Raw genomic sequence first — 17,756 nt, forward strand, 5'->3', positions numbered from 1 at the left:
GTGTGCGCGTCAGCGTGGTCCCCGACCCCGTGGCCGTCCGTAGCGTCAAGGTCGAGGCGCCCAAGGGGGCCAGATGGGCCATTCTTCTTTGGCAGCCGCCGGAAAGTTAGCAGCGACGGCTGTGGACAATGCCAGGGTGCGTGCTGGTCCCTCCGGTGAAGGGGGTGATTCGCGAAGCGTTCGTAGGATCTGGCCCATGGGGATGTACGTCTCGGTCAGAGGGTGGATTGAGTTGGGGTTCGCTCAGAAGCCGGAGGCCGAGCGCATCGTCGCGGACGACGACCCCTACTCCGGCGGGTGGGCGTGGCCGGGGAAGCCCTTCAACTGGACGCTCTACCTGTTCTACGGTGGCGACGTCAGAGAGGGCGCGCTGCACGAGATCCGGGCCAAGGTCGAACGGCTGGCCGCCCTGCCGCCGGTGGACGAGGACGGAGACCGTCCGCGGGGAGTGTTCGTGGTCACCGACGAGCGCGGCCAGGCGCGATGCTGGCACATCCGTGAAGGGACGGTCCTCGACGTCCCGGCGCCGGACCTCGGTTGGCTGGCGACCTAGCGCCGAACCGGCCCCGATCCGAACCGGCCCCGATCCGAACCGGCCCCGATCCGAACCGGCCCCGATCCGAACCGGCCCCGATCCGAACCGGCCCCGATCCGAACCGGCCCAAACCGGGCCGGCCACGTCGAACGGGGTGGCAGAATGTCGCGGATGTTGGGAGCGGGGTCGTTGTGGCGGCATCGGGATTTCGTGCTTCTGTGGAGCAGCCAGACCACCAGTTCCCTCGGGAACGAGATCTCCTATCTGGCGTTACCCCTGGTCGCGGGGCTCATGTTGAACGCCTCGCCGATGGAGCTCGGACTGCTGACGGCGGCGCGCCGGTTGCCGGTGTTGTTCGCGTCGTTGCCTGCGGGGGCCCTGAGCGATCGGTGGCGCAAGAGGCCGGTGATGATCGTCATGTTCCTGGTGTCCGGGTGTGCGATGGGGACGGTCCCCTTGGCGGCCGTGGCCGGAGGGCTCACGCTCGGCCAGCTCTACGCCGTGGCGCTGGTGGTCGCGACGTGCGAGGTGTTCTTCACGCCCGCCTACCAGACGTACCCGCTGACGTTGCTCGGGCCTGAGCGGTTGATGGCGGGGAACGCCAAGCTCACCAGCACGGTCACGGTCGCGGGGATGGCGGGGCAGCCGGTCGGCGGGCTGTTGATCTCGCTGTTCGGGCCGGCCAAGGCGGTGCTCGCCGACGCGCTGTCCTACCTGGGAGGCGCGCTGGCGCTCGCGCTGATCCGGTCGCCGGAGGCCAGGCCGGAGCGGAAGGAGCGGGCCCCTCGGCTGCGCGAGCAGATCGGAGAGGGGCTGCGGTACGTCGTCCGCCATCGGGTGATCGGGCCGTTGGTGCTCTACATGGCCACGGTCAGCTTCTGCATCGCCGGGCTGAGCGCGCTGGAGGTCAACTACGTCGTGCGGGAGCTCGGCTGGTCGGGGCTGGCGACCGGCCTGGTGTTCGGGGTGAGCATGGCCGGCGGGCTGGCGGCAGGGGCGGTCGCGGGGCCGCTCACCGACCGGTACGGCATGCCGCGCGTGCTGCTCGGGGCCGCCTTCGCGTACCCGTTGTGCAGCGGGTCGATCGGGCTGGTGGGTCCTGGACTGGCCGGGCAGCTCGTGGTGGGCGTCTCGTGGACGTTGATGATCATCGTCACGCTCGTCTTCCAGAGCACCCAGCGCAGTCTGCGGCAGCTCCTGACGCCCAAGGAGATGCAGGGGCGGCTGGCGGCCACGTCCCGCTGGCTCACCTGGGCCGCCACGCCGGTCGGCGCGGTGCTGGCCGGGGCGCTGGCCGGCGGGATCGGCATGCGCGCCACGCTTGTGGTGTTCTCGGCCGGGATGCTGGCCGGCCCGGTGGTCATGTGGTTCTCGCCGCTGCGCACGTCCCGGCGGGAGATCGAGCGGGACGTACGGACGGCGACGGCGGGGTAGCTCCGGGATCGCCGGGTCACACGGCGAAGAGCAGGGCGGCGTTGACCAGGAGGGCGACGGCGGTCGCGAAGTGCACGCCGAAGGCGACCGCCTTGGTGCCGCCGTTGCGCAGCACGATCAGGGTGTCGCCCAGCGGGAGCAGCGCGACGATCAGCATGAACCAGGCTTCGGCCTGGGCGCCGACGAAGGCCAGCAGGGCCAGGCCGAGCAGCCCGTACGTGCCGTCGCGCAGCCCCTTGATGGTCAGGTAGGCCCGGTCGCCGTCCTGCTTGGCGGGGACGCCGTAACCGGTGGCCGCGGCGATCGGGACGAACAGGAAGCGCGCGCCGATGAGCACGACCATCAGGTTGAGGGCGATGGCCAGGCCGTAGGCAATGGTGGTGAGCATGTCCGTCTCCAAGAGCTAGCGTTGCTAGGAACGAGGACGACGCTAGCAGAACAATGACAGAAGCGCTAGCGATGCTAGAATCGGGAGCATGTCGATACAGGCGCGCCGGGAGCGCGAGCGTGCGGAACGCGAGAAGCTGATCATCACGGCCGCCTGCGAGCTGGCCGAGGCCGAGGGCTGGGAGGCGGTGACGACGCGGCGGCTGGCCGAGCGCATCGAGTACAGCCAGCCGGTGCTCTACAGCCACTTCAAGGGCAAGGGCGCGATCATGGCGGCCGTGGCCCTGGAGGGGTGCGCGATCCTCGCCGACGAGCTGCGCGCGGCCCGTACCGCGGCTCCGGACGCCGGCAGCGCGCTCGCGGCCGTCGGCGCGGCCTACACGGCGTTCGCCGAGCGGCGTCCGGCGCTCTACGACGTCATCTTCAGCCAGAACGTCGATCTGCCGTTCGCCACGCCGGAGGCTCCCGCGGCCCTGCACGCGGCGTTCGGCGAGCTGGTCGAGGGGCTGCGCCCGCATGCCGGCGAGGGGGAGGACCTGCCCCTGCTCACCGAGACCTACTGGGCCGCCCTGCACGGCCTGGTCACGCTCATGCGCGGCAAGCGGCTGCCGGCCGAGCAGCACGAACGCAGGCTGGAGCTGCTGCTGAAGCGGTTCGCGGCCTGACGGTTTGACCCTGTCACCGGCGTCAGCGTTTACCCTCGTTGCCCGCACATCGACGAGAACGGACGACGCCCGTGAGCACCCACCGCACCACCCTGGTCGAGCTGGACCAGAGCTTCTTCGACGCCCTGGTGGCCGACGACCACGACCGGCTGAGGGACCTGCTGGCGGACGACTTCGTCCTGGTGGGCGTCGAGGACGGCGCGGTCGCCGGCAAGGACGTCCTGCTCGACCTGGTGACGTCGGGAAGCCTGCAGTTCCCGAAGATCGACTCGTTCCCCGACGAGGCCATCGTGCGGGTGATCGGGGACGTCGGGATCGTCGTGGGGCGTACCGGGATGAACTTCACGAACCCTGACGGCAGCACGTTCAGCGCCGGCAGCCGGTACACGCACGTGTACGCCGTCGGCCACGACGGGAACTGGCGGCTGGTCTCGGCGCAGGGCACGGCCATCAAGGCGTGACCTGCTCCCTGGCGGAAAGCCGGGTCAGCCGCCCTCCGGCTTCCGCCATTCCGCGGTGACCTTGAAGTGGGCCTCCCCCGTCGATTCGGCGACGACCACTCCGGCCTTGGCGGTCAGCTTCATCCCGAACTCGACCGCGACCACGTCGGGCGGCTCCGGGCAGGACCGCATCCGGCGCAGGACGTCGGTGGCGAAGGTCTGGACGCGCTGGAGGCCCGCGCCCAGCGCCTCCGGCATGCGTTCGACGGCTGCGCGGGCCCGTCCGGCGGGGAGGGGCTCGTCGCCGGGCCGCTCGTTGACCTCCACGAGCACGGTGCCGCCGTCGTCGAGGGGTACCTCAAGGAAGTAGCGCATGATCGGCCTCCTGTCCTGGGACAGGTGCAAGCATGGTGGACGGGCCCGCCCGGCGGAGGCTGTTTCGCCGTTGGGGCTCCGGGCCGCTGCGGAAACGGCGCAAAGTTATCCACAGGTTGGGGACAGTTGTCCACAGTCGTGGACAAGTCTGAAATCATTGACACGATGTCTGGATTGTTTTACCTTCCCTGCTTGTGATGTCGTACGAGGAAAAGGGCGCCTGGGTCTATCTCGTGGCGACGGCCGGCGCCTACGTGGCCTACGTCATCGTCATCCTGGGCCGGGCCGGCGACGGCCCGATCAGCGCCGTCCCCTATGTCGCGCCGATGGCGTGGGCGATCGGGATCAGCGTCGTGCTGTCCATCGCGGGCCGTATCGTGGTCGAGATCGTGAAGCCCAGCGAGAGTCACAAGAGCGACGTGCGAGACAGGGAAATCAACCGTTCCGCCCAACATGTCGGAGGTGTCGTCCTGGCCGCCTCCATGGTGGTCCCCCTTGGCCTGACCATGGCGGAAGCCGACCATTTCTGGATCGCCAACGCCATCTACGCCGCGCTCGTCCTGTCCACTCTGGTGGCCACCCCGCTGCGGCTGCTCGCCTACCGGAGGGGCCTGTAGGCATGGGCAAACCGACCAAGGTCACCAACTCCATCAGGGCCCTGCGGTTCGCGCACGGGGAGATGACGCAGGCCGAGCTGGCCCAGCGGGTCGGCGTCACGCGGCAGACCGTCATCGCCATCGAGCAGGGCCGGTATTCACCCTCTCTTGAGGTGGCCTTTCAGATCGCCCGGGTGTTCCGGGTGCCTCTGGACGACGTCTTCCAGTACCCGGACGCCGAAGGCTAGTTATCCACAGGCTCGTCGGTTTTCCACAGGCTGTCGAGAGCGGTCGCGACGGCCGCGACGGCGTCGTGCGCGGAGCGGATGCGGGCGGTCTGGGACTCGTACGTCCAGCCGAGGCGCAGGCCCTCCTCGGCCAGCGCGTCGAAGGCCGTGAACGCGGCCAGTTTCTGGCGCAGGACCTTCGGCCAGGCGTCGTCCTCGATCCGGTAGTAGACGTTGCGCTCCCCCGGCCTGCGCAGCTTGTGGACGACCCGGATCGACGTCAGGAGCTGCATGGTCGTCGTCAGGGACGCGCGGCTCGCGCCGATGGCGTCGGCGAGGTCGGAGGCCGTCTGCGCGGGCGGGTCGCAGACCATGAGCCAGCCCAGGACGCGGCCGGTGATCGGAGCCAGCCCCCACTCCTCGGAGACGAAGTCCGCCACCCGCTCGACCCAGTCGAGCAGCTGCTCCCGGCCCGGACCGTCCGGCGACTGCATGTGGGACCCTCTCCATCGACATCGCTCTGTGTGAGTCGTCACATACTAGGAGCAACGAGGGGTGCACTGCTGAGGCCGGAGCCATGATCGTCGGGGGTGTTCGCGCGAGCAGTTCATGCCGTCCTGGAGAGAGGCGGAGCGCCTACCGGGAGAAACGGGCCCTCGTTCCGCATGTCGCGCACCTGCTTCAGCGCTCGGCCATCCGCCTGAGCTGCTGCTCCCTGGCTCCGGCGTCGCCCGGCAGGCCGCGCTCGGCCAGCAGCCCGGCGACGCGCTCGCGGACCTCGACGGGTTGGCGGCCGTCGTACTTGAACTTGGCGCGCGCCTCCACCACCGTCAGCCGCAGCCCGCGCAGGCCGGGCAGCTGCCGGCGGTACGGGCCCTCGCCGGCCGCCACGACGCCGTGCGCGCCGTCGGGCTGGAAGTGGGCGAGCTGGCGGCGCAGGATCTCGGCCTTGACCTCGGGGTCGTCCACCACCTCGGCCCGGCAGGCGAGCTGGACGGAGGCGTAATAGCTGGTGGGCACGCCGGTCTCGGGGTCGCCCGTGCGCCAGCTGCCGGGGATGTAGGCGTAGTCGTCGTGCACGCTCAGCAGGACCGCCGGATCGCGCTCGATCGCCGCCCACACCGGGTTCGGCCTGGCCAGGTGGAGCAGCACCTCCCCGGCGGCGGCGTCGAAGAGGAAGTGGGTGGGGACGACGACGGGCGGGCCGCCGCCGGGGCCGTTGGCGGCCAGCTGGCCGAAGTCGCGGGTGGCCAGCCAGGCGCGCCACTCGTCGTCGTCGCGTGCCGCGTCCCAGGGGTGAATGAGCACGTGAAACCCTCCCGCCGAGCTTTGTATTAGTACAGTATGTACTTTGTGTCAGAAACATACAGGATCGTCGGTGGGACGGCCAGCGAGATCGCGGCGGGCGTCGAGGCCGCCGTGTCCGCGGGCCTGCTGCCGCCCGGGGCGCACCTGCCGCCCGTGCGCGAGGTGGCCGCCACGGCCGAGGTCAGCCCGAACACCGCCGCGGCCGCCTACCGGCTGCTGCGCGAGCGCGGGATCGTCGAGACGGCGGGTCGGCGCGGCACGCGGGTCCGGCCGCGCCCGGCCACCACGACCCGCGAGGAGATCCGCATCGAGGTGCCGCCGGGCGTGCGCGACCTGTCGCACGGCAACCCCGACCCGGCCCTGCTGCCGCCGCTGCACGAGGCGCTCGCCGCCGCCGCCAGGGCGCACGAGCAGCGTCCGGCCATGTACGGCACGGGTGACGACGAGGAGCTGCTCTCGCTGGCCGCCGCCCGGCTGCGTGCGGATGGCGTGCCCGCCGCGCCGCTGGCGATCACCTCCGGCACCCTCGACGCGGTGGAACGCGTCCTGAACGCCCACCTTCGTCCCGGTGACGCGATCGGCGTCGAGGACCCCGGCTGGACGGCCCTGCTCGACCTGGTCGCTGCCCTGGGGCTGCGGCCGGTCCCGATGCGGCTGGACGACGAGGGCCCGCTGCCGGACGAGCTCGACCGGGCGTTGCGGGCGGGCGTACGAGCGGTGGTGATCACCGCCCGCGCCCAGAACCCCACCGGAGCGGCCGTCACCGCCCGGCGGGCAGCGGACCTGCGCGCCCTGCTCGCCACCCGCCCCGACGTGGTGCTGATCGAGGACGACCACGGCGCGAGCCTGGTGGACCTGCCCCTCCATCCGCTGGCCGGCGTGACCACCCGCTGGCTGCTCACCCGCTCGACGGCCAAGGCGTTCGGCCCCGACCTGCGGCTGGCGCTGGTCACCGGCGATCCCGTCACGCTCGACCGGCTGCGCGGGCGGCAGCGGCTGGCCGCCGGCTGGGTCAGTCATCTGCTCCAGCGCGCGGTCGCCCACCTGTGGCGTGCACAGGCTGTGGACACCGCCGCCGTGGCCGCCGCGTACGCCGGTCGGCGGGACGGCCTGATCGACGCGCTGGCCGCGCGGGGCCTGCGGGCGCACGGCCGCAGCGGGCTCAACGTCTGGGTCCCGGTCGCCGACGAGACCACCGCCGTCACCCGGCTGCTGGCCCTCGGCTGGGCGGCCGCGCCGGGCGCGCGCAACCGCGTCCGCACGCCGCCCGCGCTGCGGCTGACGGTCTCCACGCTGCGGCCCGGCGAGCTGCCGCGCCTGGCCGACGACCTGGCCGCCGCCCTGCGCCCGCCCACGTCCGGCCGGTACGGCTGACGTCCCGGGCGGGCCCCGCGATCAGCGGTTCGGCTCCAGGGACATCGCCGGGCACGGCTCGGGGCGGCGGGGGCGCCGCGGGCGGCGTACCGAGTGGGCCAGGACGCCCAGCGCGCCCACGATGAGCACGAGCAGGGCCGCACTGGTGGCCGCGGGCCAGCCGGCGTCCAGGGAGCCGAAGAACACCGCGCCGGTGATCGTCCCGCCGAGCACGCCGCCGGTCTCCTGCACGGTCCCCAGCACCCCGGCCGCCGCGCCCGCCCGCTCCCGGCGTACGGACGCGAGGACCGACGACAGCAGCGGCGACATGACCAGCCCCATCCCCGCGCCCGCCACCAGCAGCGCGCCCGCCACCAGGTACGGCGACTCCCCCGCCTGGAGGAGAAGACCGAGTCCGAGCAGCAGCGCCAGCGGGCCGGCCGGGCGCGGGACCCGGGCCGCGCGCGGCGAGGCCAGGAAGAAGCCCACGTTCAGCGCGGTGCACACCGCCCCGGCGGCCAGGGGACCGAGGCCGAGGCCGTCCTGGAGGTGGAGGGCCAGCACGAACGACAGGCCCGCGGAGGTGCCGAACAGCAGCGCGACCGCCGCCAGCCCGGCCGTGAACCCCTTCTCGCCGAACACCGCCAGGTCCAGCAGCGGTTCCCGGCCGGTCGCCGCCAGCCGCCGCTGCCGCCGGACGAACGCCGCCAGCATGAGCGCCGCGCCGCCCAGGCACGCCCACGTCCACTGCGGCCAGCCCTCCTCGCGGCCCTGGACCAGCGGCAGCACGACGCCTGCCAGCCCCGCCGCGACCAGCGCCGCCCCCGGCAGGTCCAGCCCCGCACGCGACCCGGCCCCGGCGACCCGGGGGACCAGCCGCCCGGTCAGCGCCAGCGCCGCCAGGCCGATCGGCACGTTGACCAGGAAGCACGCCCGCCAGCCGAGCCCGAGGGGATCGGCCGCCACCACCAGCCCGCCCACGACCTGGCCGCTCATCCCGGCCAGGCCCACCACCGTGCCGTACCAGCCGAACGCCCTGGCCCGGCCCGCGCCCGGGAACAGCGTCCCGATCAGCGTCAGGACCTGCGGCGCGAGCAGCGACGCCGCGACGCCCTGCGCCACCCGGGCGAGCACGAGCGCGGCGGCGTCCGGCGCGCCGCCGCAGGCCGCCGAGGCGAGCGTGAACAGGGCCAGGCCGGCGGCGAAGAGGCGGCGCGGCCCGTACAGGTCGCCGAGCCGTCCCGAGACGATCAGGCCCGCCGCGTACGCCAGCCCGTAACCGGCGACCACGAACTGGCTCGCCGCGTCGCCCGCTCCCAGGTCGGCGCGGATCGAGGGCACAGCCACGTTCGCGACGAAGAAGTCGAGCGTGGTCATGAACACCGCGACCAGCACCACGGGCAGGGCCGCCCAGCGAGGACCGAGGGACATCAGGGACTCCAGGGGAGGGAGGAACCGGGCGGTGGAAGAACACCGGCGGACGCCGGACGGTTGACCCCGGTCGCCAGTGCCCAGGTCACGTCCCTCACCCTGGAGCCAGGCGATTACGGTTTCCTGCTGATGGGCTACGGATTCAGCGCCATAATGACGCTCAATGCCGAAATTTCAGGGGTTGGGGGAGTTTGCCGCGGCGATCGCCCCCGTCATCGACGCGGCCCACGTCGACGTGCACGCCGCCGCCGGCAGAGCCGTCCTGGACCTGGCCGAGCGCACCGGCCTGACCTGCGGCCTCCTCAACGACCTGCGCTTCGTGCTCCCGCTGCGCCCGGTGACCGCGGCCGCGCTCGCCGCCGTCCACCGGTACGGCGACGTCACCGAAGCCGTCGGCGTCCACCTGCGGGAGGGCACGCTCGAACGGGACGCCGGAGGCGCGTTGCGGCTCACCTCCGAGGGACGGGCGTTCGTGGACGGCCTGTACGCCGCGCACGCCGAGGCGGCCGGCCGCGTCTGGGCGGGCCATGACGTGGCCGGTCTCGCCGCGTCGGTCGGCGGGGTGCTCGACCGGGCCGTACGCGTGCCGGGCGGCGCCCTGGAGGTGATGGCGCCGCCGTACGAACCGGACGCCGCCCCCGCCGGCCTGCTGCTGTTCAACCGGCTCGCCGCGCTGCGCTACCACCGGGCCGACGCGCACGCCGAGTCCTGGCGCGCGGCCGGGCTGACCGCGGACGGGATCGTCGCGCTGAAGGACGGTCCCGTCCGGGCCGCGATCGAGGCCGAGACGAACCGGCGGGCCGCCGACCCGTACCGGGCCATGACGGACGACGACCGCCAGGCCCTGTACGACGGCCTCCGCGGGCTCGTCTGAAGCACCGCGAGGAGCCACTACGACAGCGCCACGAGGAGCCCCTTCGGGAGGAGCCTCTTCGGCAGGGCTGTGGACGGCCCGGCCTAGAGTGCCGCCAGCAGGCGGCCCACCTGCGTGCGGTCGTTGACCCCCAGCTTCTCGTAGGCCGCCTGCAGGTGATTGGCCGCCGTGCGGGTGGACAGCGTCAGCCGGTCGGCGATCTGCCGGTTCGTCAGCCCGGCCGCCGCCAGCTTGACGATCTCCCGCTGGCGCGGCGTGAGCTCCGGCGTGGCCAGCTCGACCAGCGCGGGCGTCGAGACCCCCGGGCACCGCCTGGCCAGCGCCCACGCCCTGGTCTGCGCCCCTCTGGCCAGCGTGCCCCGGCCGTCCTGGCGGTGGGCCGCCGACTCCTGGGCGAGGGCCTCGGCGGCGTACAGGATCAGGCCGAGCCGTTCGAACTCGGCGGCGACGTCCCGCAGCTCGGCGGGGTCGCCCGCCGCCCGCGCGTGCCGCGCGAACAGCCCGGCCAGCGGCCCGTCCACCCGTTCGGCGAGCGCGGCCAGCCGCCGGGCCGCCAGGGCCGGCGCGCCCAGCCGCACCAGGTCGTGCAGCGCGAACATCAGGTGCCCGGACTGCTCGTGCCGCTCGGCCAGCCCGGCGGCCGTCAGGCACAGGCTCACCGCCTGGTCCAGGTCGCCCGCCGAGGCCGTCACCCAGACCGCGGCCTGCAACGCCGGCTGCCGGGTGAACGCCCACCGCGCGGCCGGCCCCTCGGCCTCGGCCAGCGCGGCCCGCGCCGCCGCCGTCTCCCCCAGCAGCGCCCGCGCGTGGGCCAGCTCGGCCAGGCACCGCCCCCGGTACGGCGTCCCGGGGGGCAGCCGGGCCGCGTCGTCCCTGGCCCAGCGGGCCGCGCCGGCCGCGTCGCCGCGCAGCCTGCCGACCATCGCCCGGTACGCCCCGAACCCCGACACCGGCAGCTCGGCCGCCGCCGGCTCCATGCCCTCCGCGGCCGTCCGCTCCGCCGCGTCCAGGCGGCCGGCGAACACCTGGGCGGCGCAGCGCGCGTCCAGCAGCGCCGGGAGCGCGTACGGGGCGTCGTCGTCCCAGTCGTCCCGGTTCGCGAGGGCCCGCCCGGCCACGGCGAGCGCGCTCTCCGAACGGCCGGCGTAGGCGTCGGTCCAGGACTCCAGCGCGGCCGCGTGCGCCGCGCCGCGCACGGTCGTCGGCTCGCACGCGCGCGCCCGCGCCAGCGCTTCCGCGGCCCCGGCCAGCCGGCCGGCGAAGAAGTCGGCGACGCCCCGGTAGACGTGCGCCTCCTGCCGCCAGGCCGGATCGGTCAGGGACCCGGCGGCCAGGTCGAGCACCCGGCACGCCTCGGCGTCGGCGCCCGCCCAGGCGAGGTTCATGCCCAGGCTGAAGGCGTGCTGGGCGCGCTCGCCCTCGGTGACGGCGTTCCTGGCCGCCTGCCGCAGCGCCGTCAGCGCCGTGTCCTGGTCGCCCAGCACCATCAGCACCTGGCCGAGCAGCGCGACCGCCGCCACGCCCCCGCCCGCCTCGATCGCGGCCCTGGCCAGCCGGGCGGCCAGCCGCGGGTCACGCCTGGCCCAGGCCAGGCCCGCGGCCGACAACAGCATCTCCGGCGCGGCGGCCGACCCGCTGTCCAGCCGCCAGACGGCCGCGCGCAGCTCGTCCTCGCGCCGCCGCAGGCCGCTGGCCTCCAGGGCCTCGGCCAGCGTCCGCAGCCGCCGCCTGGCCCGCAGGGTGCCGCAGTCGCCGCGGATCACCTCGCCGTACAGGGGGTGGCCGAGGCGTACCTGCTCGCGCCTGCCCTCGCCGGTGACCGTGACCAGGCCGCGGGCCTCGACCCGCTCGACCGCGCGCGGCGAGGTCAGCGCCACCAGCAGCTCGGCGCCCACCGGCGCGCCGTACGCCACCAGCTCAAGCACCTCCCGCTCGTCCTGGTCCAGGTGGCCGATCCGGGCGCCGACCAGCTCGCGCAGCCGGGTCGTCATCGACAGCTCGCCCCGCCAGCGCCACTCGCCGCCGCTCTCGGCCAGGCAGCCGGACGTGCGCCCGGCATGGACGACCTCGCGCAGGTAGAGCACGTTCCCGCCGGTGACGGCCGCCAGACGCCGTACGGTCCCCTCCGCCACCTCGCCGCCGAGCGCGCCCGCCAGCACCTGGCCGACCTCGTCGGGGCCGAACGGCGGCAGCTCGACCCTGGTCAGCAGCTCGTCCTTCCACAGCGCGGCCACCGGCGCGGGCAGCGGATCGCCCGTACGCACCGTGACCAGCACCCTGGCCTCCCCACCGGCGGCCAGGTAGTGCACCAGCGCCGCCGACGCCGCGTCCAGCCGGTGGGCGTCGTCCACGCTCACCAGCAGCTCTCCCTCTCCCCTGCGCAGGTGCCGGGCGGCCCAGCGCAGCAGGTTCTCGCCGCCCCGCGGCGGCCCCGTCAACACATGGGCGAACGCCCCGAACGGGATCGTCGACGCGGTCTCCGTGCCCAGCACGCGCACGACCTCGTACCCGTCGAGGCCGGCCAGCGCCTGCGCGGCCAGCCTGCTCTTGCCGACGCCCGCCTCACCGGCGATCATCGCGCCCGCTCCCGACCGCAGCGCCGCGCGCACGGTCGCGATCGATCCCCCTCGCCCGACGAACGGCCATCCACTCCCCAGTTGCTCGCTCATCGTGCCTCCTCTCACCACAGATGGTGGCGAGCCGAGGTTCGCGCGAGGTTCAGGCGGGATCGCGGTTCAGGCCGGCCGCGTTCAGCAACAGGGTGATCACGGCGTCGGCGCCGCTGAACGGCACCGGCTCGCCCCCCACCTCTTCGAGCAGCCCGCGGAGCTGGCCGCCGGATTGCTCGGGCTCGACCAGCCGTACGATGACCGTCCTCATCGGATCACCATCACCCCGGACGGTTCAGGTCTGGTTCAGGTGGGGTAGGGCGCGGGCTCGACCTCCAGCTCCCGCATGCGCTCGGCGTAGAGGTGGTAGCGCCTGCGGGCGTCGCCGCGCCGGCCCGCCAGGTCGAGCACGCGCACCAGGCCCAGGTGGGCGCGCTCGTCGTAGCCGTCGCGCTCCAGCAGGCGCAGCCAGTAGCGGGCGGCCTCGTCGTAGCGCCGCTCGCGGGTGCGCGCCGCGGCCAGCCGGGCGGCCGCCTGCACGTAGGCCAGCCGCGCCTGTTCGCGCAGGCCCACCGCCCAGTCGGCGTAGGGGTCCTCCTCGCAGAACTCGCCGCCGTAGGCGCTCTCGGCCGCCGTCCACCGCTCCAGCGCCTCGGCGGCGCGGCCGGCCTGCTCCAGCCGTACGGCGCCGGCGGTCAGGTCGAGGAAGCGCTCCACGTCGACGTCGGCGTGCGCCAGGTCCAGGCGCAGCGCGCCCTCCTCGGAGACCACGACGTCGTCGGCGGGCCGTTCGCGGGCCGGGTCGAGCACCGCGCGCAGCGTGGAGACCATGACGTTGAGCCGCCGCAGCCCGACCGCGTCGTCGCGCTGCTCGGGCCACAGGATCTCCACCAGCCGTTCCCTGCTGATCGCGCCGCCCCGGCGGCTGACCAGGATCTTCAGCAGGTCGCGGGCCTTGCGCGACTGCCAGGCCGTACGCGGGACCGGCACCGCGCCGCGCAGCACCCGGAACGTTCCCATGGTCTCGATCACCACCGCCGCCCCCGGCACGGGCGCCGCGCGGGCGATCAGCTCGTCGATCCGGTCGTCGAGCGCCCGGCAGCCGATCGCGTGCAGCCGCTCGCGCACCCGTACGGCCACCTCACCCCCGCTCACCGGATCGGACAGGGCCGCCCGCACCAGCTCGGCCCTGGCCCGCCCGATCGGGTCGCCGAGCGCCGCCCACCTGCGCACCGCCTCGTCGGCCTGCGCGGGATCGCCGTCGAGCCGGGCGCGCAGCTCGCACAGCACGGCCTGGGCCGCGTGGTCCCTGCGCTCCACGGCGATCGGCTCGGTCTCGCCGACCAGCCGGGCGGCCTCGTCGCGACGGCCGGCGGCCAGGGCCACGTGCGCCGCGGCCACCCGCGCGGAGACCCCGGCGATGCCGCCGGCGTACGCGAGCGCCTGCCCGGCCACCTGGGCCGCCTCCTCGGGATCGTCCTCGGCCAGCAGCTCGGCCAGCGCGTTGAGCGCGTTGGAGCGGGTCTGCACCTCGCCCAGCGGCCCGGTCTCGGCGATCACCCGGCGGTAGACGGCGGCCGCCTGCCCGCGGTCGCCGCGCAGCGCGTGGATCTCGCCCAGCCGGACCAGCCCGACGCTGACCAGCCGCGACCCCATCGCCTCCCACCTGGCCACCGCGTCGGCGGCGTCGATCGCCGACTCCTCCAGCCGGCCGAGCCCGACCAGCGCCTTGGCCCGGTTGGCCACGTTGAGCGCGGCGTACGGCGCGAACGACACCAGGTCGCACAGCCTGCTCGCGGCCTCCGTCTCGGCCAGCGCCTCGGCGTAGGCGCCCTCGTCCAGATGGCGGGAGGCCCGGTTGGCCCGGATCCTGATGAGCTGGACGACGTCGCCGGCGCGTTCGGCGTACTCCAGGGCGCGTAGGTAGTAGGCGTCGTTGGCGCGGCGGTCGCCGTCGAGCGCGGCGAGCATGGCCAGCACCGTGTTGGCCATCGCCAGCGCGCCGGGGTCGCCGAGGCCGCCGGCCTGCTCCAGCGCCCGGTCGGCCAGCTCGGCGCAGCCCGCCCGGTCGCCCTTCAGCCAGAGCACCGAGGCCATGGAGGCGGCGCACATGGCGGCGTCGGCGGGCGGCGAGCCGTAGGCGTGGCCCTTGGCGTACATCGCCATGGCGGCGTCGAGGTCGCCGCGGAGGTGGTCGATGAAGCCGAGCCGCCTGGCCACGAACGCGTCGAAGGCGGGGCCGTCGGCGACGCGGGCCAGCAGGTCGTGGGCGCGGGTCCAGTGGCCGCGGTTCTGCTCGGCGATGCCGGCCAGCCTGAGCATCGGCGGCGAGCCTCTGGCCTGCTCGGGCAGCAGGTCGAGGGCGGCGATCACGTCGCCGCGTTCGGCCAGGCGGGGGCCGTGGGAGTTGAGCAGCGACGCGGCGAGGTCGGGGTGTGCGGTCGCGACGGCGGCACGCAGGGCCAGCTCGGGCTGGTCGTGCTCGACGTACCAGCGGGCGGCGACGGCGGCCACGTCGTGGGCCTCGTGCCGGTCGAGCGGGGCGTGCCTGGCCAGGACGTGCCTGCTGGTCGAGGTCAGCCGGTGGCCGTCCTGGTCGGCCTCGATGAACAGGCCGCGGCTGGTCAGCGCCGCGAGCGTGTCGGGCGGCGCGCCGAGCGTGGCGGCCAGGCCGGACGTCAGCACCGGCAGGACGGTCGCCGCGCGCAGCAGCTCCCGCATGCCCGCCGGCAGGTCCTTGAACGCGGCGAGCGTCAGGTGTTCGAGCGTGGCCGAGTTGGCGGCCAGGCTCGCCGCGGTACGCGGCCAGCTCGCCGGCTCCTCGCGGGCCAGCGCGTCGAGCGCGGCCTGGACGGCGGCCGGCCAGCCCGCGCACGCCTCGTGCAGCCGGGCGGCGATGCCCGCCCCCTGCTCGCCCAGCCGCTCCCTGGCCCAGGCGGCGCTCTCGGACGGGGTGAGCGCGAGGTCGGTGGCGTCGAGATCGAGCACCTCGTGGTCCTGGCGCAGCCGGGCCGTCGGGAACGGCAGCGGCGCCCGCGAGGCGGTGACCAGGTGCAGGTGCCGGGGCGCGGCGCGGACCAGCGTCTCGACGTAACGCACCGAGCCGGGCGCGCCGATGATCGCGTCGACGCCGTCGAAGACCAGCGCCAGCCCCCTGGTCAGCCGCCGGGCCAGCGCCTCGGCCAGCGCGCCCGCCAGCGCGGCGGCCCTGGACAGCTCGTCGGCGCCGGGGCCGAGCGGCGCCCCGGCCGCGGCCAGCAGGTCGGCGGGCAGCTCCGGGACGGCCTCGGCCAGCGCCGACGCCACCGAGCCCGCCAGCGTCGGCAGGTCGCGGTCGGCGGGCCCGAGCAGGTGCAGGACGCCGCCCACGGCGTGGCTCCAACCGGCGAGCGCGATCGACTTCCCGTAGCCTGTAGAGGCCACGAGCGTGGTGAGCCTGTGCGTAAGCGCCCCGTCGAGCCGCCGGTCGAGGGCGGGACGGGGTTGCACCCACCCTCGTTCCACCCCCGCATGCTACGCCCGGGCTCGCGGGGGACTCCAGAGTTCGCAAAGTGCCACCTCCCGGTAACTCGCCGGTTGGCGCACTATGGTCGTACTTCATTTCCAGGAGGCACCGTGGAACAGGATCTGCCTGGCGGTGTGAGGCTGATCGTGGGGGTGGACGAGTCCCCGGCCTCGCGTTGGGCACTCGCCTGGGCCATCGGCGCGGCCAGGCTGCACCGGATGGCTCTGGTGGCCGTTCACGTCAGTCGTGCGCCCGTCCATCCCTTCCCCGAGGCGCTGCCCGTGCAGCACGCGATCCGGCAGGGCGAGGAGTCGCGCTGCGCGGAGGTGATCGCGGGCGTGTTCGAGGACGTCGCCGGGGGCGTCCCCGACGACCTGCGCGTGGCGACGCTCAGCAAGGTCGGCGACCCCGGCTACCACCTCGTCGACCTGGCCCGCGAGGGCGACCTGCTGGTGCTCGGCCGGGGCCGGCGGCGGCTGCTGAGCAGGATCCTGCTGCCCTCCACCAGCATGTACTGCGCCCGGCACGCCAAGACGACCGTCGTCATCGTGCAGCAGCCCTCGCCGCCGGACGATCCGGAGCTGTCGGGGGAGCGGGCGCGGCGGTTCTGGAGCCGGCGCGACTACTGACCAGGCGTCGTCCTCAGGTTGCCGGTGAGCAGGCGCAGGCCCGGGCCGATGTCGCGCGGCCCGATCGCGCCGTAACCGAGGACCAGGCCCGGCTGCGCCGGGCTCTCGCCGCAGTAGGCGTCGAGCTGCTCGACGGCCAGGTCCGGCACGGCTCCCAGCGACACGCCGGGGGCCAGGCGGGCGCACACGTGCAGGCCCGCGGCGGACGGGATCAGCCGCAGCCGCTCGTCCCCCGCCAGCGCCGCGGTGACGAGTTCGTGCCGGGCGGCGTACTCGCGGGTCGCCTTCCTGATGTGCCTGGCCAGCAGGCCCTCGTCGATGAAACGGGCCAGGGCGGCCTGCGTGGGCATGTCGCCGTGCCAGTCGGAGAGCTGTCGCGCGGCGCACAGGGCCGGGCCCAGCGAGGCGGGGGCGACGAGGAAGCCGAGCCTGAGCATGGGCAGCAGGGTCTTCGAGAACGAGCCCACGTAGATCACCCGGCCCGACCGGTCGAGGCTCTGCAGGGGTTCGAGCGGGCGTTCGCCGAAGCGGAACTCGCTGTCGTAGTCGTCCTCGATCACCACGGCGGCGCGGCGTTCGGCCCAGGCGAGCAGGGCGGCGCGGCGGGCCAGCGACATGGGCGTGCCCAGCGGGAACTGGTGCGAGGGCGTGACGTAGACGAGGCCGGCCGAGCGGGGGATGGCCGCCACGTCCAGGCCCTCGGCGTCCACGGGCACGCCGATCACGCGGGCGCCGAGCGAGCTGAACAGCCGGCGGGCGGGCGGGTAGCCGGGCTCCTCGACGGCGACGGTCGTGCCGGGCTCGATCAGGACGCGTCCGATGAGGTCGAGGGCCTGCTGCGCGCCGTTGGTGATCAGGACGTCGTCGGGCCCCGCATGAACCGACCGGCTGATCCCGATATGACGCGAAATAGCCTCACGTAGAGGCTGATAGCCGGACGACCGCTCGTACGTCGCCAGCCCCACCCGCAGCTCCCTGGCCACCAGCCTGCGCCAGGTCTCCATCGGGAACAGCCGCGCGTCCGGCACGCCGACGCGGAAGTCGTACCGGGCGGGCGGCGTCTCGACGGCCTGCCCGAGCTCCCGCCAGAACGCCCGCGGCCTGACCACCCCCTTGGGCGCGGCCCGGCCGCGCACCGGCTCGGCCGACACGAACGTGCCCGCCCCCGCCCGGCCGACCAGGAAGCCGTCGGCCACCAGCCGGTCGTAGGCCACCGCCACCGTGTTCCTTGAGATTTCCAGCCGGCCGGCCAGCTCCCTGGTCGGCGGCAGCCGCTCGCCCGAGCGCAGGCGTCCGTCGAGTATGGCGTCGAGAAGCTGCCGGTAGACCTGTGCGGCCAGGTCACCGCGCCCTTGAAGGCTGATGTGAACGTCCAACTTGGCCCAATC

18 protein-coding genes are annotated in these 17,756 nt (G+C 74.4%); 9 read left to right on the forward strand and 9 right to left on the reverse strand.

Going from position 1 to position 17,756, the window contains the following annotated elements; genetic code table 11:
* The first annotated feature begins 232 nt into the window (after positions 1-232).
* Complete coding sequence (locus ACIBST_RS40280; protein WP_397178784.1) at positions 233-553, forward strand: hypothetical protein; 321 nt, start codon at positions 233-235, stop codon at positions 551-553.
* 153 nt (positions 554-706) lie between these two features.
* A complete protein-coding gene (locus tag ACIBST_RS40285) occupies positions 707-1,969 on the forward strand; it encodes an MFS transporter (protein ID WP_397178785.1) in 1,263 nt (420 codons plus the stop codon).
* Positions 1,970-1,985: 16 nt separating this feature from the next.
* On the opposite strand, the gene ACIBST_RS40290 is transcribed toward ACIBST_RS40285, so the two are convergent.
* A complete protein-coding gene (locus ACIBST_RS40290; RefSeq protein ID WP_397178786.1) occupies positions 1,986-2,357 on the reverse strand; it encodes a DUF4267 domain-containing protein in 372 nt (123 codons plus the stop codon).
* An 88-nt stretch (positions 2,358-2,445) separates the two neighbouring features.
* Between ACIBST_RS40290 and ACIBST_RS40295 the strand changes: the two genes are divergently transcribed.
* The gene (locus ACIBST_RS40295) at positions 2,446-3,021 is read left to right on the forward strand and encodes a TetR/AcrR family transcriptional regulator (protein ID WP_397178787.1); all 576 of its coding nucleotides are present in this window, start codon (positions 2,446-2,448) and stop codon (positions 3,019-3,021) included.
* A gap of 71 nt (positions 3,022-3,092) precedes the next feature.
* Positions 3,093-3,482, forward strand: a complete 390-nt coding sequence (locus ACIBST_RS40300; RefSeq protein ID WP_397178788.1) for a YybH family protein — start codon at positions 3,093-3,095, stop codon at positions 3,480-3,482.
* A 24-nt stretch (positions 3,483-3,506) separates the two neighbouring features.
* Here ACIBST_RS40300 and ACIBST_RS40305 read toward each other — a convergent pair whose 3' ends face one another.
* Positions 3,507-3,836, reverse strand: coding sequence for a CU044_2847 family protein (locus tag ACIBST_RS40305; RefSeq protein ID WP_397178789.1), 330 nt, complete (start codon positions 3,834-3,836; stop codon positions 3,507-3,509).
* 197 nt (positions 3,837-4,033) lie between these two features.
* On the opposite strand from ACIBST_RS40305, the gene ACIBST_RS40310 reads away from it, so the two are divergent.
* Positions 4,034-4,453: a hypothetical protein gene (locus ACIBST_RS40310; RefSeq protein WP_397178790.1), complete on the forward strand. Its 420-nt coding sequence runs from the start codon at positions 4,034-4,036 to the stop codon at positions 4,451-4,453.
* Positions 4,454-4,455: 2 nt separating this feature from the next.
* Positions 4,456-4,680 (forward strand): helix-turn-helix transcriptional regulator, encoded by a 225-nt coding sequence (locus ACIBST_RS40315; protein WP_357974147.1) that lies wholly within the window; start codon positions 4,456-4,458, stop codon positions 4,678-4,680.
* Here the strand turns inward: ACIBST_RS40315 and ACIBST_RS40320 are convergent.
* Complete coding sequence (locus ACIBST_RS40320) at positions 4,677-5,153, reverse strand: GbsR/MarR family transcriptional regulator (protein ID WP_397178791.1); 477 nt, start codon at positions 5,151-5,153, stop codon at positions 4,677-4,679. The genes ACIBST_RS40315 and ACIBST_RS40320 overlap by 4 nt on opposite strands.
* 187 nt (positions 5,154-5,340) lie before the next feature.
* Positions 5,341-5,967, reverse strand: a complete 627-nt coding sequence (locus ACIBST_RS40325) for an FMN-binding negative transcriptional regulator (RefSeq protein ID WP_397178792.1) — start codon at positions 5,965-5,967, stop codon at positions 5,341-5,343.
* Positions 5,968-6,003: 36 nt separating this feature from the next.
* Here ACIBST_RS40325 and ACIBST_RS40330 point away from each other — a divergent pair, with 36 nt between their 5' ends.
* Entirely contained in the window at positions 6,004-7,341 is a 1,338-nt protein-coding gene (locus ACIBST_RS40330) for an aminotransferase class I/II-fold pyridoxal phosphate-dependent enzyme (protein ID WP_397178793.1), read from the forward strand.
* Positions 7,342-7,362: 21 nt separating this feature from the next.
* Here the strand turns inward: ACIBST_RS40330 and ACIBST_RS40335 are convergent, their stop codons facing one another.
* Positions 7,363-8,751, reverse strand: a complete 1,389-nt coding sequence (locus tag ACIBST_RS40335; protein WP_397178794.1) for an MFS transporter — start codon at positions 8,749-8,751, stop codon at positions 7,363-7,365.
* A 181-nt stretch (positions 8,752-8,932) separates the two neighbouring features.
* Between ACIBST_RS40335 and ACIBST_RS40340 the strand changes: the two genes are divergently transcribed.
* Complete coding sequence (locus ACIBST_RS40340) at positions 8,933-9,625, forward strand: hypothetical protein (RefSeq protein ID WP_397178795.1); 693 nt, start codon at positions 8,933-8,935, stop codon at positions 9,623-9,625.
* A gap of 83 nt (positions 9,626-9,708) precedes the next feature.
* Here the strand turns inward: ACIBST_RS40340 and ACIBST_RS40345 are convergent, their stop codons facing one another.
* The 3 genes from ACIBST_RS40345 to ACIBST_RS40355 are packed head-to-tail and all read right to left on the reverse strand — an operon-like array spanning position 9,709 to position 15,738.
* Positions 9,709-12,294, reverse strand: coding sequence for a LuxR C-terminal-related transcriptional regulator (locus ACIBST_RS40345; RefSeq protein WP_397178796.1), 2,586 nt, complete (start codon positions 12,292-12,294; stop codon positions 9,709-9,711).
* A gap of 49 nt (positions 12,295-12,343) precedes the next feature.
* The gene (locus tag ACIBST_RS40350; protein WP_185844989.1) at positions 12,344-12,505 is read right to left on the reverse strand and encodes a hypothetical protein; all 162 of its coding nucleotides are present in this window, start codon (positions 12,503-12,505) and stop codon (positions 12,344-12,346) included.
* A 35-nt stretch (positions 12,506-12,540) separates the two neighbouring features.
* Positions 12,541-15,738: a BTAD domain-containing putative transcriptional regulator gene (locus ACIBST_RS40355; RefSeq protein ID WP_397178797.1), complete on the reverse strand. Its 3,198-nt coding sequence runs from the start codon at positions 15,736-15,738 to the stop codon at positions 12,541-12,543.
* Positions 15,739-15,873: 135 nt separating this feature from the next.
* Here ACIBST_RS40355 and ACIBST_RS40360 point away from each other — a divergent pair, with 135 nt between their 5' ends.
* On the forward strand, positions 15,874-16,368 hold the full coding sequence (locus ACIBST_RS40360) for a universal stress protein (RefSeq protein WP_397178798.1): 495 nt from the start codon (positions 15,874-15,876) through the stop codon (positions 16,366-16,368).
* Here ACIBST_RS40360 and ACIBST_RS40365 read toward each other — a convergent pair.
* Positions 16,362-17,744 carry a PLP-dependent aminotransferase family protein gene (locus tag ACIBST_RS40365; protein ID WP_397178799.1) on the reverse strand — a complete coding sequence of 461 codons (1,383 nt, stop codon included), beginning with the start codon at positions 17,742-17,744 and terminating at the stop codon, positions 16,362-16,364. The two genes, ACIBST_RS40360 and ACIBST_RS40365, sit on opposite strands and share 7 nt — an antisense overlap.
* Positions 17,745-17,756: the final 12 nt, after the last annotated feature.

It is taken from the genome of Nonomuraea sp. NPDC049684 (genome assembly GCF_044465345.1).
Taxonomy (GTDB): domain Bacteria; phylum Actinomycetota; class Actinomycetes; order Streptosporangiales; family Streptosporangiaceae; genus Nonomuraea.